Origin of the sequence: Streptomyces sp. NPDC005899, assembly GCF_040629645.1 — a bacterium.
Lineage (GTDB): Bacteria > Actinomycetota > Actinomycetes > Streptomycetales > Streptomycetaceae > Streptomyces.
Genome location: NZ_JBEXWB010000148.1, coordinates 1 through 14,723 on the forward strand (window position 1 = coordinate 1; position 14,723 = coordinate 14,723).

The window sequence follows — 14,723 nt, forward strand, 5'->3', positions numbered from 1 at the left end:
GGTGTGAGGGGGCCGCGCCGCGGGTCCCGGGCCCACCGGGCCCGGTCTCACGCCAGCAGTCCGGAGCGCTTCCACAGCGCGCGCCCGACGCCGTTCAGCACCCCGATGTCGTCGAAGAAGTCCGTCAGTCGCCGCGCCCCCGTCTGCATCACCTCGGCCCGGTGGCCGCTCGCCTTCACCTGGGCGACGGCCTCGCGGCGGTCCAGCCCGACATTCTCGTACACCTGCGGGTTCACGAAGCAGACGGAGAACACGCGGGCCGCCTCCCCGCAGCTCAGCCGGGTCAGCCGGCGCTCCCAGGCGGGGGCGGTGACCATCTGGCGGCGCAGCTCCTCGCGTGCGTAGCGGACGTGCCGGGCCTCCTCGACGACGTGGATGCGGGTCACCCCGCGGACGAGTGACTGCACCCGCTCGTCGGGGAAGGTGAGCCGCTGCATCCAGTCCAGGATCTCCTCGCCGAGCAGGGTCGCGGCGAACGAACCGGGCGTCGTGGACACGGTTTTCAGCACCCGCGCCAGGTTGTGGTAGACCCGGGGCACGGGGTACTCGGGCGCCCCGCCCCACTGGATCATCCGGCCGAACATCATCGAGTGGCGGCACTCGTCGGCTATCTCGGTGAGGGCGTACCGGACGTGCTTGCTGGTCACGGGCTTGTCGTAGATGTGCCGGACGAGCAGCTGCATGAGGATGATCTCGAACCAGATGCCGAGCGAGGCGAGTGACGCCGCCTCGTGCCGGGCGAGGTCCATGCGCTGCTCCTCTGACATCCGCCGCCAGAGCGGGGTGTCGTAGAGCGAGACGAGCTCCGGCGGCCAGAACCACTTGCCGTCCTCGACCGCGGAGTCCCAGTCGAGCTCGGTGTCGGGGTCGAAGGAGTGCTTCGCCGAGGCTTCGAGCAGGCGTGCCGCGACCTGCTCGCGGTCCTTGAGCGGCCCGAGCGCGTCGCGCAGCGCCTGGACGTCCTGTTCGGTCACTGTCGTCATGGGTGTGGGTCCCTCGCGCATCGGTTACCGGCGGTCATGCTTTATGAGACTGCTTGTCAGCAAGACCGTCAATCCCTTGCGCGCGACTTGTTGACCCCGCGTCTACCAACGTGTGAACCTGCCAACTGACCGCAGCACCACGGAACATACGATCCTCGCCAGGCGAAGGAGCTGTCCGTGTCGACACACGACCTCTACATCACCCCGCCCGACGCGCCCACATGGCAGGTTCCCGCCAACGGCGCCGCCCGCTTCAACTGGGACTACGACGACGGCCGTGGGCGCCTCCTCGCCCTGTACCGGAAGGGCAAGGACAAGCAGTGGGACGGCGACAAGCGCATCGACTGGAGCCTGGAGGTCGACCCCGCCGACCCGCTCGGCACCCCCGACGAGGCGCTCCCCCTCCACGGCACCCCGCACTGGGCCAAGATGACCGAACGCGACCGGGGTGAGCTGCGCAAGCACTACACCTCGTGGCAGTTCAGCCAGTTCCTCCACGGCGAGCAGGGCGCGATGGTGTGCGCGGCCCGGATCGTGGAGTCGGTCCCCGACCTCGACGCGAAGTACTACTCCGCGACGCAGACCATGGACGAGGCGCGGCACGCCGAGATATACGGCCGGTTCCTGCACGAGAAGATAGGGATGCTCTACCCGGTCAACGACAACCTCCAGGGGCTGCTCGGGGACACCCTGCGCGACTCCCGCTGGGACATGCCCTACCTCGGCATGCAGGTCCTCATCGAGGGCCTGGCGCTCGCCGCGTTCGGCATGATCCGCGACACGACGACCAGGCCGCTGCCGAAGCAGATCCTCGCCTACGTCATGCAGGACGAGGCCCGGCACGTGGCCTTCGGGCGGATGGCCCTGCGCGACTACTACCGGCAGCTGGGCGACGCGGAGCTGCGCGAGCGCGAGGAGTTCGTCATCGAGGGCTGCTACCTGATGCGCGACCGGCTCAGCGGCGTCGAGGTGCTGGAGAACTTCGGCATCGGCAAGCAGGAGGCCAAGGCCCTCTCCGAGCACTCGGAGTACCTCCAGTTGTTCCGCAAGCTGCTGTTCAGCAGGATCGTCCCCTGCGTCAAGGACATCGGCCTGTGGGGCGAGCGGCTCCAGAAGGCCTACGCGGACATGGGGGTCTTCGAGCTCGGTGACACGAACCTGGACCTGCTGATGACCCAGGACGAGGAGGTGGCCGAACAGCTCGACCGGGACCGCTTCGCGGCGGAGGAGGAGGCCCGGGTGGCCGAGGTCGCCCAGGCGGTCGCGGAGGGCGGGGCGCCCCCCGCGTGACGGGCCGTCACTCCCCGGGCTGCTTCACGATCCTGCCGTCCTTGTCGACGGTCCTGGTGTCCCAGTACGTGTCCCACTTGTCGCCGACGTGCTCGGGGACCTTGCCCGCCGGGTAGCGCGTGTAGCCCCCGGGCGGTTCCTCGCCCTCGGGCGCGCACGCGCTGCCCCCGCCGCCCACGGCCAGGACCGGGTACTCCCCGCCGCCGCAGATCGCGTCGGCCGTGGAGCAGCCGGTGGTCAGCAGTGCGACGGTCAGGGCCGCCAGGGCGAGACCCGCCGCCGGCCTTGCCGCGCCTCGGACGCCGTTCGGGGATGCCGGGGCTCGGTGACTCCTGCGCATGGTCGGACTCCTTCTGTGTCGGGCCGGGCCGTGTCGGGCCGGTCTGCCGGTCACAGCCTGCCGGTAGCCGGAGCGCCGTTCATGAGTAGGCGTACTCAGGGCGGCCGTTCGCGTACGCATTCCGGGGGGACGGACACCGCCCGCCCCGGGTGGTGGCGGGCGCGAGGCGCCGGGGCGTGGGGCGCACGGGGTCCGTGGTGCCGCGCCCCGGACATCCGGATCCGGCGCCGACGGGTTCATGGCGCCGCGCCCGCATCTCCGGTCCCGGCGGGCGCGGGGCACCCGTGCCGTCGTCCCGTCCACCCCGCTTCGTCGCACACACGTTCGCCGGGGTGACGTACCGTGATCGCATGACCATGCCGCCACAGGACCCGTACGGGCCGCCCCAGCCCCCGCAGAACCCGTACGGCCCGCCACCCGGGAACCCGTACCCCCAGCAGCCGCCCGCGTACGGCTACCCGCCGCACCCGCAGGCGGGGGCACCCGGGCCCTACGGGCAGCCGGGGATACCGGGCGCCGCGGGGTGGCCCCCGCAGCCGCCGCGCCGGAGGAGGACCGGCATGGTCGTCGGCATCGTGGCCGGGGCCCTCGCCGCCGTCGCCGCGCTCGGCTTCGGTGCGTACACGCTCGTCGGCGAGGGCGCGGACGCCGCCTTCCCCGAAGCCACGCACAAGCTCGTCGTGCCCGAGGAGATCCTGGACGGGGAGTTCACCCTGAGCCAGGACATGTCGGCCACCGAGGGCAGGAAGATCGAGGACACCCCCGACCCGAGCATCCGGGACGGGAAGGCCGCCGTGGCGCAGTACCGGTCGGACGACGGCGACGTCCTGGTCGTCTCCGGGATGTACGGACGCATCGCCACCCCCTCGTTCACACGCGGCAAGATCATGGAGGGGGCGGCCGAGGCGGACGGCACCGAGATCGTCGTGCCCGCCCGGGAGTTCAGGCCCCCGGGGCACGACATCACCGTGGAATGCCAGGTCCTGCGGTCCAAGGGCACCGGTGGGAGCACCCACACGCCGATGTGCGCCTGGGGGGACGACAACACGGCGGCCATGATCGCCGTCCTGCGGCCCGGCGACGCGGGGAAGGACGCCGGCGACATCGACCTCGCGGAGGCGGCCGAGGAGACCGCCCTCGTCCGCGAGGAGATCTGCGAGCCGCTCAGCTGAACGCGGGGGGACGCGGGGCGGGCAGGACCCGCTCCACCGCGCGGGCCGCACCGAGGAGCGCCGCGTCCGTCCCCCGGTCGGTCACCAGGTGCAGACCGACCGGGCAGCCGTCCGGTGTGAAGCCGGCCGGCGCGCTCGCCGCCGGATGCCCGCTGAGGTTGAACGCCCGGGTGAGCGCCGTCGAGTAGGTGCTCCCCGGGCCCTGGTGACCGTGCGGCGGGTTCGGGGAAGGCGCACAGCTCCGGGTCCAGCCGGTCGATCCGGGCCAGGGCCGCTTCGACGGAAGGTGTCGTGCGGCCCGGTCTCAGCTCTCCGGCAGCGGCCCCGGCCCCCGGCACGGGCCCCGGCCCTCCGTACGGGGCTCAGCTCCGGGCGCGCGTGTCAGCCGTTCAGCACGGCCGCCATCACCGCCCGGGCGATCGGGGCCGCGCTTCCCCCGCCGCTGATGTCCGCCCGGTTCGCCGAGGCGTCCTCCACGACCACGGCCACCGCCACGGCGGGGCGGCCGGTGCCCCGCTCCTTCGCCCACGAGATGAACCAGGCGTACGGGTTGCCGGAGTTGTCGACGCCGTGCTGGGCGGTGCCCGTCTTCCCGCCGACCTCGACCCCGTCGATCGCCGCCTTCCTGCCCGTGCCGTTCTCCACCACGTCGACCATCATCCGCCGCAACCGGCCGGCCGTCGTCTCCTCCATCACCCGGCGGTGGGTGTCCGGATCACCGTGCCGCACCGTGCCGCCGTCGGCGGCGGTCACCCGGTCCACCAGGTAGGGGTGTTCCAGTTCGCCGTCGTTCGCCACCGCCGAGGCCACCATGGCCATCTGGAGCGGCGTCGCCGTCGTGTCGAACTGCCCGATCGAGGACAGCGCCAGCTGGTCGTCCGTCATGTCCGAGTCGAAGTTGCTGCGGGTCACCCGGGAGGGGATCCGCAGGTCGTCGCCGTTGAAGCCGAACCTGCCCGCCGCCTCCAGCATGCGCTTCAGGCCGACCTCGACCCCCAGACGCGCCATCACCGTGTTGCACGAGACCCGGATCGCCTCCGCCAGCGACGCCCGTTCGCAGCCCCGGGCCTCGTCGGGCAGCTCGGTGGAGGTGCCCGGCAGCAGGTACGGGGACGGCGTGTCGGTCTCCGCCTCCGGGTCGGTCACCACGCCCGCGTCCAGCGCCGCCGCCGCGGTGACGATCTTGAACGTGGAACCCGGCGGGTACGTCTGCCGGATGGCCCTGTTGAGCATCGGGCGGCTCGGCGACCGGTCGAGCCGCGTCCACGCGTCCGTGACCGCGGACCCGGTGCCGGACAGGAGTTCCGGGTCGTAGGACGGGGAGGAGACCAGTGCCAGGATCCTCCCGGTGGCCGGGTCGAGGGCCGCGACCGCGCCGCGCCGGCCGCCCAGGCCCTCGTAAGCCGCCCGCTGCGCGGCCGCCTCGACGGTGGTGACCACGTCGCCTCCGGGCTGCCGGTCCCGGGTGATGTCACCCCAGAGCGGGACGGGGGCCAGGATCGGGGCGCTGCCGGAGAGGATGTCGTCCTCGGCGTTCTCCAGCAGCGAGGTGCCGTACGTCTGGGACGCGTACCCCGTGACCGGGGCGTAGAGGGGGCCCTGGCGGTAGGTGCGTTCGTAGGCGAGCTGCTCGCCGGTGTTCTTCGAGCCGGTGACGGACTCGTCGCCCACCAGGATGTCGCCGCGCGGCTGGCTGTAACGGCCGATCGTGGTACGGCGGTTGGCGGGGTTGCCGTTCAGCTCGTCGGCCTCGAAGACCTGGACCCGGGCGGCGTTGGCCAGCAGGGCGACGAGCAGGAGCAGGCAGAAGGCGGCGGCCCGCCGGATGTAGCGGATCACTGCCCGGCCCTCCCGTGGTGCCCGAGGCCCGGTGGGTCCTCCTCCACCACGGGCGCGATGGCCCCCGTCACCGGCTGACCCTGATGAGGGGTGCGGGCGAGATCGCTGACCCGGATGAGCAACGCCACGATGATCCAGTTGGTGACGACGGAGGACCCGCCCTGGGCCAGGAACGGCATCGCCATGCCGGTCAGCGGGATCAGCCCCATCACCCCGCCCGCGATCACGAAGACCTGGAGCGCCAGGATCGAGGCGAGGCCGATCGACAGCAGCCGGCCGAAGGGGTCGCGCAGGGCCAGCCCGGCCCGGTAACCACGGGCCACCAGCAGGGCGTACAGCATGAAGACCGCGGTGAGACCGGCCAGGCCGAGCTCCTCGCCGGCGGTCGCCAGGATGAAGTCGGACTTGGCGGCGAAGCCGATGAGGATCGAGTGACCGAGACCGAGCCCGGTCCCGAGGATGCCGCCCGCGGCGAACGCGAAGAGCGACTGGGCGAGCTGACCGGGACCCTGGCCCGCGTCGATCGTGGCGTACGGGTCCAGCCAGTCCTGCACCCTGCTGTGCACGTGGGGTTCGAACGAACCGACGGCGAAGGCGCCCGCGGCGGCCAGCAGCAGCCCGACGGCGATCCACCCCGTCCGGCCGGTCGCGACGTACAGCAGGATCACGAAGAGGCCGAAGAAGAGCAGCGAGGTGCCGAGGTCCCGTTCGAGGACGAGCACACCGACGCTGAGCAGCCAGATCGCCACGACGGGCCCCAGGACCCGGCCGGTGGGGAGCTGGAGTCGCCAGATCCTGCGGCCGGTGTGGGCGAGGGCGTTGCGGTTCGCCGCCAGGTAGGCAGCGAAGAACACGGCGAGCAGGATCTTGGCGAACTCGCCCGGCTGGAAGGAGAGTCCGCCGACCCGGATCCAGATCTTGGCGCCGTTCACGGCGGGGAAGAAGATCGGCACGGTCAGCAGGACCAGTGCGGCGGCCACCGAGACGTAGGCGTAGCGCTGGAGCACCCGGTGATCGCGCAGCAGCACCACCACCGCGATGAAGAAGGCGACCCCGAGCGTGGACCAGATCAGCTGCGTGGTGGCCGCCCGGTCGCTCGGGGTCTCCAGGTCGAGCCGGTAGATCAGCACCAGGCCCAGACCGTTCAGCAGCACCGCGATCGGCAGCAGCAGCGGATCGGCGAACGGGGCGCGGAAGCGGACCGCCAGGTGGGCGAGCAGGGCCAGGAGGCCGAGGCCGGCACCGTACCCGGCGACGTCGGGCGGCACGGCGTCGTTCCTGGCGAGGCCGACGGCGGCGTAACCGTAGACGGAGATGAGCACGGCCCCGATCAGGAGCGAGAGCTCGACCCCGCGCCGCTTGGGCAGGCGTAGCTCGGGCGGGCGCGCCTCCGCCGTCGTTGCGGTCATGCCCCGCAACGTAGCAAGAGGTGGGTGCTATTTCCCTTATGTCGGCCTCGTGGCACCCACCAGGTGCGACTCAGCCCTGGTACGGGTTCCGGCCACCGGGCGTGTACCCGGGCTGCTGCGGCGCGGCTCCCTGCGAGGGGCCGTCCTGGCCGCCGTTCGCCTGGGCCAGCAGCTGCTCGGCCTGCTCCTTCGGTATCTGCCGCTCGCCGCCGCAGAAGGTGCACTGGATGGCGTACTTGGTGGAGAACGGGAACAGCGGTACGAAGAACAGGGTGAACTTCGTGACGCGCTTGCGCAGCGTGTGCGCCGCGGGATTGCCGCACCAGCCGCACACCATGGTGAGGACCGCCAGCTGGTAGAGGTAGCCCCGCGTACCGAAAATGATCATGATGTGATTCCTTTGCCCGTGTTTCCCAGAAGTGCCCGCCGGCAGAGCGCCAGCAGCTTCTCGTCCTCATAAGTGTCGTGACTGCCGTAGCCGCCGTCCATCGCGTTGTGGCGTCGTACGGACAGGAGCTCGGCCCGCAGCACCCGGGCCGCGCCCGGCCCCGCACCGCCGGGCCCCATCCGTGCCAGGCAGCCCGCGACCCGGACCCTGACGTGGCGGTTCTTCTCCCAGGCCGCGAGGAGCATCGCCGATCCGAGCCCGCGCCCGCGCCCGCGCCCACCAAGCCCGTCCGGCGCTCGAGGACAAAACCCGCACCCCGGCCGAGCCACCAGACCGCCGACCGACCCGCGCCGAAGCCGGAGCCGAGCCCCGAGCCGGAGCCGAACCCCCGAGCCGGAGCCGCAGCCGACCCCGGAACCAGCCCGCCCGGCACGGTTCACCTGCCGTTCACCCTGCCCCGTAGGCCGCTTCACCTGTTCTGCCTAATTTCGGACGTACCCGGTGCACGGCGCAAAGCCACCGCACCTTTCCTCATCGCACGCCGCCTCGCGCCCACCCCCGCGGCGGCTCCTGGAAGGAACACCCCGAAAGTGAAGCTTCAGCGCAAGAACCGGCTTCGTGCCACCGCGCTCGGTGCCCTCGCCGTCTCCGGCGCCCTGGTCCTCACGGCGTGCGGTTCGGACGACAACACCGGCACCGACACGAAGGACGGGGGCAAGACGAGCGCCGCCGCGTCGAACATCAAGTGCGACGACGCGAAGGGCCAGCTCCGCGCCTCCGGGTCCAGCGCCCAGAAGAACGCGATGGACCTCTGGGTCAAGAACTACATGGCCGCCTGTTCCGGCGTGGAGATCAACTACAACTCCTCCTCGTCCGGCGAGGGCATCGTCGCCTTCAACCAGGGCACCGTGGGCTTCGCGGGTTCGGACTCGGCGCTCAAGCCCGAAGAGGTCGCCGACTCCAAGAAGATCTGCAAGAACGGCCAGGGCATCAACCTCCCGATGGTCGGCGGCCCGATCGCGATCGGCTTCCACCTGGAGGGCGTGGACAGCCTCACGCTCGACGCCCCCACGCTCGCCAAGATCTTCGACACCAAGATCAAGAAGTGGAACGACCCGGCGATCGCCGCGCTCAACAAGGGCGCCAAGCTCCCGGACAAGGCGATCCAGCCGTTCCACCGCTCCGAGGACTCCGGCACGACGCAGAACCTCGGCAAGTACCTGGGTGCCGCGGCCGCCGACGCCTGGAAGTACGAGGCCGAGAAGAAGTGGCCGGCCCCCGGTGGCCAGGCCGCGTCCGGCTCCTCCGGCGTCGCCTCCCAGGTGAAGGCCGTCGACGGCTCGATCGGCTACTTCGAGCTGTCGTACGCCGCCTCGCAGGACATCACCACCGTCGACATCGCCACCGGTGGCGCGACCCCGGTGAAGGCCACCTCGGAGAACGCCTCCAAGGCCATCGCCGCCGCCAAGGTCAAGGGCACCGGCAAGGACCTGGCGCTCGACCTCGACTACACCACCAAGGCCGAGGGCGCCTACCCGGTGGTCCTGGTGACGTACGAGGTCGTCTGCGACACCGGCAACAAGGCGGACACCCTCGGCACGGTCAAGTCCTTCCTCTCCTACACCGCTTCCGACGAGGGCCAGAAGGTCCTGACGGAGGCCGGCTACGCCCCGATCCCGGCCGAGATCAACGCCAAGGTCCGCGAGACCATCAGCGCCCTCTCGTAACCAGGGCCGCACGACCCCCAGGGCGGGGCGGTCCGGGACACCCCTCCGGACCGCCCCGGCCACCAGCCCATCCGGTGCACCGCCGCCAGGGGAGCCCGCCGCTCCCCCACACAGACCGGAAAGACGATGGCTTCCACCACACAGCTCGACATCCCACCGGCGTCGCCGGCCCCGCCACGGCCCGCCGGATCCACCGGGCGCGCGGGCGACAAGATCTTCCTGGGCCTCTCGCGAGGTTCGGGCATCCTGCTGCTCCTGATCATGGCGTCCATAGCCGTCTTCCTCAGCTACAGGGCCGCCATGGCCATCTCGGAGGACGAAGGCAACTTCTTCACCACCTTCGACTGGAACCCGGCCGGCGACCCGCCGGTCTTCGGCATCGCGGTCCTGCTGTTCGGCACGGTCGTCAGCTCGGTGATCGCGATGGTCATCGCGGTTCCGATCGCCGTCGGTATCGCCCTGTTCATCTCGCACTACGCACCGCGCAGGCTGGCCGCCCCCCTGGCGTACGTCGTCGACCTGCTCGCCGCCGTCCCCAGCATCGTCTACGGCATCTGGGGCGCCCTGGTCCTCGTGCCGTACCTGGAGGGCCTGAACCTCTGGCTCGACCGGTTCTTCGGCTGGACGTACCTCTTCGACAAGACGGAGGTCGGCGTCGCCCGCTCGCTCTTCACCGTCGGCATCCTGCTCGCCATCATGATCCTGCCGATCGTGACCAGCGTCAGCCGCGAGGTCTTCCTCCAGGTACCGAAGATGAACGAGGAGGCCGCGCTCGCCCTCGGAGCCACCCGCTGGGAGGTCATCCGTCTCTCGGTCCTGCCGTTCGGCCGCTCCGGCGTGATCTCCGCCTCGATGCTCGGCCTCGGCCGCGCGCTCGGCGAGACGATGGCCGTGGCCACGGTCCTGTCGCCGAGTTTCCTCATCTCGCTGCACGTGCTCAACCCGGGCGGCGGCACCTTCGCCCAGAACATCGCCGCGAAGTTCGGCGAGGCCGACGCCTTCGGCCGCGACGCCCTGATCGCCTCGGGCCTCGTCCTGTTCGTCCTCACCCTGCTGGTCAACGGCGCGGCCCGGCTCATCATCGCCCGCCGCAAGGAGTACTCGGGGGCCAACGCATGAGCAACGCCACCACCACCGACGTCCGGGGCAGCGGTCCACGGATCTCGCCGGAACCCCGCGGAACGACCCTCAGCAGCCGAAGCCTCCCCCGGTGGGCCCCCCTCGGCTTCGCCGCCGTGTCGATCGCGCTCGCCATCGGCATCAGCACGGCCGCCGGCTGGGAGAGCCGCGTCCAGTGGGGTCTGATCGCCGCCCTGCTCTTCCTGGCCGTCTCCTACGTGACCACGACCGTGGTCGAGAACCAGCGCCAGGCCAAGGACCGCCTCGCCACCAGCATCGTCTGGGTGTGCTTCCTCGCCGCCGTGGTACCGCTCGCCTCGCTGCTCTGGACCACGATCAGCCGCGGTTCCGAGCGCCTCGACGGCTACTTCCTCACCCACTCCATGGCCGGGGTCCTCGGCTCGGAGGCCACCGGCGGCGTCTACCACGCACTGATCGGCACCCTGGAGCAGGTCGGTATCGCCACGGTGATCTCCGCCCCGCTCGGCCTGCTGACCGCGGTCTACCTGGTGGAGTACGGGAAGGGCGGCCTCGCCCGGGCCGTCACCTTCTTCGTGGACGTGATGACGGGCATCCCGTCCATCGTGGCCGGCCTCTTCATCCTGTCCATCATGCTGATCGCGGGCCTCGAACCGTCCGGCCTGATGGGCGCCCTGGCCCTGACCATCCTCATGATCCCCGTCGTGGTCCGCTCCACGGAGGAGATGCTCAAGCTCGTCCCCAACGAGCTCCGCGAGGCTTCCCTCGCCCTGGGCATCCCCAAGTGGCGCACCATCCTGAAGGTGGTCCTGCCGACCGCGATCGGCGGCATCACCACGGGCGTCATGCTCGCCATCGCCCGCATCGCCGGCGAGACCGCCCCGATCATCCTGCTCGTCTTCGGCAGCCAGCTGATCAACACGAACCCCTTCGAAGGCGCCCAGTCCTCGCTGCCCTTCTACATCTACGAGCAGTACAAGGTCGGCGAGGCCGCCTCCTACGACCGCGCCTGGGCCGCCGCCCTGGTCCTGATCGCCTTCGTCATGATCCTCAATCTGGTGGCCCGCGGCATCGCCCGCTGGAAGGCCCCGAAGACCGGCCGCTGAGGCCACGCAGAAAGCAGTTGATCCCACATGGCCAAGCGCATCGACGTCGGCGGCCTCACCGCCTACTACGGCTCCCACAAGGCCATCGAGGACATCTCGATGACCGTGGAACCCCGCTCCGTGACCGCCTTCATCGGCCCGTCCGGCTGCGGCAAGTCCACCTTCCTGCGCACCCTGAACCGCATGCACGAGGTCACCCCCGGGGGCCGTGTCGAGGGCAAGGTGATGCTGGACGACGAGAACCTCTACGGGGCGGGGGTCGACCCCGTCACCGTGCGCCGCACGGTCGGCATGGTCTTCCAGCGCCCGAACCCGTTCCCGACCATGTCGATCTTCGACAACGTCGCGGCCGGCCTCCGGCTGAACGGCTCGTACCGCAAGAACCAGCTGTCGGACATCGTCGAGAAGTCGCTCAGGGGTGCCAACCTCTGGAACGAGGTGAAGGACCGCCTGAACAAGCCCGGCTCCGGTCTCTCGGGCGGCCAGCAGCAGCGCCTGTGCATCGCCCGTGCCATCGCCGTCGAACCGGACGTGCTGCTGATGGACGAACCGTGCTCGGCTCTCGACCCGATCTCGACCCTGGCCATCGAGGACCTGATCGGCGAGCTGAAGGAGCGCTTCACGATCGTCATCGTGACGCACAACATGCAGCAGGCGGCACGCGTCTCGGACCGTACGGCCTTCTTCAACCTCTCGGCGGTCGGCAAGCCCGGCCGGCTGATCGAGATCGACGAGACGGAGCGGATCTTCTCCAACCCGTCCGTACAGGCGACCGAGGACTACATCTCGGGCCGCTTCGGATAACCCCCGGACGGCCTTGTGGTGCTGCATGGCGGTGCCACCACAAGGCAACGGGTCCGCCCCCGCTCTCCTGTGAGGGAGCAGGGGCGGACCCATTTCCGGGCGGACGCGAGCGAGCGTCCGCTCACGGGCGTCCGCTTTCAGGCGTTCGTTTTCGGGCGTTCGTTTTCGGGCGTCCGTTCTCAGGCCGAGGGCGGAGCCCGTCAGCCGAAGAGCAGGTACACGACCCCGTAGCTCAGCGCGGCGACCAGGCCCGCGGCCGGCATCGTGATGAACCACCCGAGGATGATGTTCTTGGCCACTCCCCAGCGCACCGCGTTGACACGCTTCGTGGCACCGACACCCATGATCGCCGAAGTGATCACGTGAGTCGTGGAGATCGGTGCGTGGAAGAGGAACGCCGAGCCGAACATGATCGACGCGCCGGTCGTCTCCGCCGCGAAACCCTGCGGCGGGTCCAGCTCGATGATCTTGCGGCCGAGGGTGCGCATGATGCGCCAGCCGCCCGCGTACGTGCCCAGCGAGAGCATCGCCGCACAGGCGATCTTCACCCAGACCGGGATCTCGTCGTTCGGGCCCTCGACATCGGCGATGACCAGAGCCATCACCACGATGCCCATCGTCTTCTGGGCGTCCTGCAGACCGTGGCCGAGCGCCATGCCCGCGGCCGAGACCGTCTGCGCTATACGGAATCCGCGCTTGGCCTTGTGCGGGTTGGACTTGCGGAACATCCACATGATCCCGACCATCACCAGGTAACCCACGACCAGCCCGATGACCGGTGACAGGAACATCGGGATGACGATCTTCTCGAGCACCCCGTCCCAGTGCACCAGCGTCCCGCCGGCCAGCGCGGCACCGACCATGCCGCCGAACAAGGCGTGCGAGGACGAGGACGGCAGGCCGTAGTACCAGGTGACGAGGTTCCAGATGATCGCGCCGACCAGCGCCGCGAAGAGGATGCCCATCCCCTTCTGGCCCTCGGGCGTGGCGATGAGGCCTTCGCTGACGGTCTTGGCGACCCCCTGCCCCAGGAAGGCGCCTGCGAGGTTCATCACGGCGGCCATCGCCAGAGCCGCGCGCGGGGTCAGCGCCCGGGTGGAGACCGAGGTGGCGATGGCGTTCGCCGAGTCGTGGAAGCCGTTCGTATACGTGAAGCCGAGCGCGACACCGACGGTCACGATCAGCGCAAAGGTGTCCACGAGGTTCAGGACTCCTTGACCGCGATGGTCTCCACGGTGTTGGCGACGTGCTCGAACGCGTCGGCCGCCTCTTCCAGCACGTCCACGATCTGCTTGAGCTTCAGCACGTCCATGGCGTCGTACTTGCCGTTGAAGAGGTGCGCCAGCAGCTTGCGGTGGATCTGGTCGGCCTGGTTCTCCAGGCGGTTGACCTCGATCCAGTACTCGGTGAGGTTCTCCATGGTCCGCAGGCCGGGCATGGCCTCGGCGGTCAGTTCGGCCGCCCGGGCCAGCACCTCGATCTGCTGCTCGACACCCTTGGGGAGCTTGTCGATCTGGTACAGCACGACCAGGTCGACGGCCTCCTCCATGAAGTCCATGATGTCGTCGAGCTGCGAGGCGAGGCTGTAGATGTCCTCGCGGTCGAACGGCGTGATGAACGAGGAGTTCAGCTGGTGGAAGATCGCGTGGGTGGCGTCGTCGCCCGCGTGCTCCGCTGCCCGCATGCGCTCCGCGATCTCGACTCGGGAGGCAGAATCCGCCCCGAGCAGTTCCATCAGGAGTTTCGAGCCCGTGACGATGTTGTCCGCGGACGCGGAGAACATGTCGTAGAAGCTCGTCTCCCTGGGGGTCAGACGAAAGCGCACGTGGGGTCCTCGGGGTGCTTTGGATTCGGTCAGGCTGATGCTAGGCGCATCATCCGGCCACGGCTAACCGGCGTTGTTCAGTGTCGCGCATCAGGCACAGTGATCAGCACGGACCCCCGGTCACGTTTCGGCGCACTTCGTTACCATATACGGGGCGGGGGTATGCACAGGGTGCTGCCCGGTACACGGACCGCAGGGCAGAAGGACAACGGGAGGACCCCCATGACCACCACCGAGGCCACCGGGGCGGCCGGCACGGACGCGGTCGTCACCGACCACGACCGGGGTATCCACGGCTACCACCACCAGAAGGACGAGCACCTCAAGCGCCTGCGCCGCATCGAGGGACAGGTCCGCGGCCTGCAGCGGATGGTGGACGAGGACGTCTACTGCATCGACATACTCACCCAGGTCTCGGCCTCCACCAAGGCCCTGCAGTCCTTCGCCCTGCAACTGCTGGAGGAGCACCTGCGCCACTGCGTCGCCGACGCCGCCGTCAAGGGCGGTGACGAGATCGACGCCAAGGTCGAGGAGGCCACGAAGGCGATCGCCCGCCTCCTGCGGACGTGAGCTGCGACACCACCCCGGTGCCCGCGCCGCCCGGAGGTTCCGGGCCGCGCCCGCGAGTCCGCACCGGCGGCCGCCGCGCCGGGGCCGTGTGACATCGCCCCGCACGAAGGGTTTCCGCACCCGCCCGCCGGGCCGGGCCGGCGACGGGCTGCCCGGCCTCACGCCCGGCGGT

At 70.2% G+C, this 14,723-nt stretch carries 14 protein-coding genes and 2 pseudogenes; 7 read left to right on the top strand and 9 right to left on the bottom strand.

Features of this window, described 5'->3' with window-relative positions:
* Positions 1-47: 47 nt before the first annotated feature.
* Positions 48-983 (bottom strand): diiron oxygenase, encoded by a 936-nt coding sequence (locus ABZ371_RS17875; RefSeq protein ID WP_358680149.1) that lies wholly within the window; start codon positions 981-983, stop codon positions 48-50.
* Positions 984-1,160: 177 nt separating this feature from the next.
* Here ABZ371_RS17875 and ABZ371_RS17880 point away from each other — a divergent pair, with 177 nt between their 5' ends.
* Positions 1,161-2,273 (top strand): ferritin-like domain-containing protein, encoded by a 1,113-nt coding sequence (locus ABZ371_RS17880; protein WP_358680152.1) that lies wholly within the window; start codon positions 1,161-1,163, stop codon positions 2,271-2,273.
* A gap of 7 nt (positions 2,274-2,280) precedes the next feature.
* On the opposite strand, the gene ABZ371_RS17885 is transcribed toward ABZ371_RS17880, so the two are convergent.
* Entirely contained in the window at positions 2,281-2,613 is a 333-nt protein-coding gene (locus ABZ371_RS17885) for a hypothetical protein (RefSeq protein ID WP_358680154.1), read from the bottom strand.
* A gap of 350 nt (positions 2,614-2,963) precedes the next feature.
* On the opposite strand from ABZ371_RS17885, the gene ABZ371_RS17890 reads away from it, so the two are divergent.
* Positions 2,964-3,785: a hypothetical protein gene (locus ABZ371_RS17890; RefSeq protein ID WP_358680157.1), complete on the top strand. Its 822-nt coding sequence runs from the start codon at positions 2,964-2,966 to the stop codon at positions 3,783-3,785.
* Here the strand turns inward: ABZ371_RS17890 and ABZ371_RS17895 are convergent.
* From ABZ371_RS17895 to ABZ371_RS17915, 5 genes and pseudogenes are all read right to left on the bottom strand, one after another.
* Positions 3,778-4,014, bottom strand: a pseudogene (locus tag ABZ371_RS17895) (amidase family protein); the annotation flags it as partial. The gene ABZ371_RS17890 and the pseudogene ABZ371_RS17895 overlap by 8 nt on opposite strands.
* Before the next feature lie 152 nt (positions 4,015-4,166).
* On the bottom strand, positions 4,167-5,624 hold the full coding sequence (locus ABZ371_RS17900; RefSeq protein WP_358680160.1) for a penicillin-binding transpeptidase domain-containing protein: 1,458 nt from the start codon (positions 5,622-5,624) through the stop codon (positions 4,167-4,169).
* Positions 5,621-7,033, bottom strand: a complete 1,413-nt coding sequence (locus ABZ371_RS17905) for an FtsW/RodA/SpoVE family cell cycle protein (protein WP_358680163.1) — start codon at positions 7,031-7,033, stop codon at positions 5,621-5,623. Before ABZ371_RS17905 ends, ABZ371_RS17900 begins: the two co-directional genes overlap by 4 nt.
* Before the next feature lie 70 nt (positions 7,034-7,103).
* Positions 7,104-7,421: a zinc-ribbon domain-containing protein gene (locus ABZ371_RS17910; protein WP_358680166.1), complete on the bottom strand. Its 318-nt coding sequence runs from the start codon at positions 7,419-7,421 to the stop codon at positions 7,104-7,106.
* Positions 7,418-7,666, bottom strand: a pseudogene (locus tag ABZ371_RS17915) (PBS lyase); the annotation flags it as partial. The gene ABZ371_RS17910 and the pseudogene ABZ371_RS17915, both read right to left, overlap by 4 nt.
* 345 nt (positions 7,667-8,011) lie before the next feature.
* Here ABZ371_RS17915 and pstS point away from each other — a divergent pair.
* From pstS to pstB, 4 genes are all read left to right on the top strand, one after another.
* Complete coding sequence (pstS, locus tag ABZ371_RS17920; RefSeq protein ID WP_358680169.1) at positions 8,012-9,148, top strand: phosphate ABC transporter substrate-binding protein PstS; 1,137 nt, start codon at positions 8,012-8,014, stop codon at positions 9,146-9,148.
* Positions 9,149-9,274: 126 nt separating this feature from the next.
* Positions 9,275-10,267 (top strand): phosphate ABC transporter permease subunit PstC, encoded by a 993-nt coding sequence (pstC, locus tag ABZ371_RS17925; RefSeq protein WP_358680172.1) that lies wholly within the window; start codon positions 9,275-9,277, stop codon positions 10,265-10,267.
* A complete protein-coding gene (gene pstA / locus ABZ371_RS17930; RefSeq protein WP_358680175.1) occupies positions 10,264-11,352 on the top strand; it encodes a phosphate ABC transporter permease PstA in 1,089 nt (362 codons plus the stop codon). The genes pstC and pstA overlap by 4 nt, the downstream gene beginning before the upstream one ends.
* A 27-nt stretch (positions 11,353-11,379) precedes the next feature.
* On the top strand, positions 11,380-12,156 hold the full coding sequence (pstB, locus tag ABZ371_RS17935) for a phosphate ABC transporter ATP-binding protein PstB (protein ID WP_358680178.1): 777 nt from the start codon (positions 11,380-11,382) through the stop codon (positions 12,154-12,156).
* A gap of 200 nt (positions 12,157-12,356) precedes the next feature.
* Here the strand turns inward: pstB and ABZ371_RS17940 are convergent, their stop codons facing one another.
* Together ABZ371_RS17940 and ABZ371_RS17945 are read right to left on the bottom strand one after the other, a co-directional pair.
* Entirely contained in the window at positions 12,357-13,355 is a 999-nt protein-coding gene (locus ABZ371_RS17940) for an inorganic phosphate transporter (protein WP_358680180.1), read from the bottom strand.
* Between the two features lie 5 nt (positions 13,356-13,360).
* Entirely contained in the window at positions 13,361-13,981 is a 621-nt protein-coding gene (locus tag ABZ371_RS17945; RefSeq protein WP_358680183.1) for a DUF47 family protein, read from the bottom strand.
* Positions 13,982-14,203: 222 nt separating this feature from the next.
* Between ABZ371_RS17945 and ABZ371_RS17950 the strand changes: the two genes are divergently transcribed.
* Positions 14,204-14,551, top strand: coding sequence for a metal-sensitive transcriptional regulator (locus tag ABZ371_RS17950; protein WP_358680186.1), 348 nt, complete (start codon positions 14,204-14,206; stop codon positions 14,549-14,551).
* Positions 14,552-14,723: the final 172 nt, after the last annotated feature.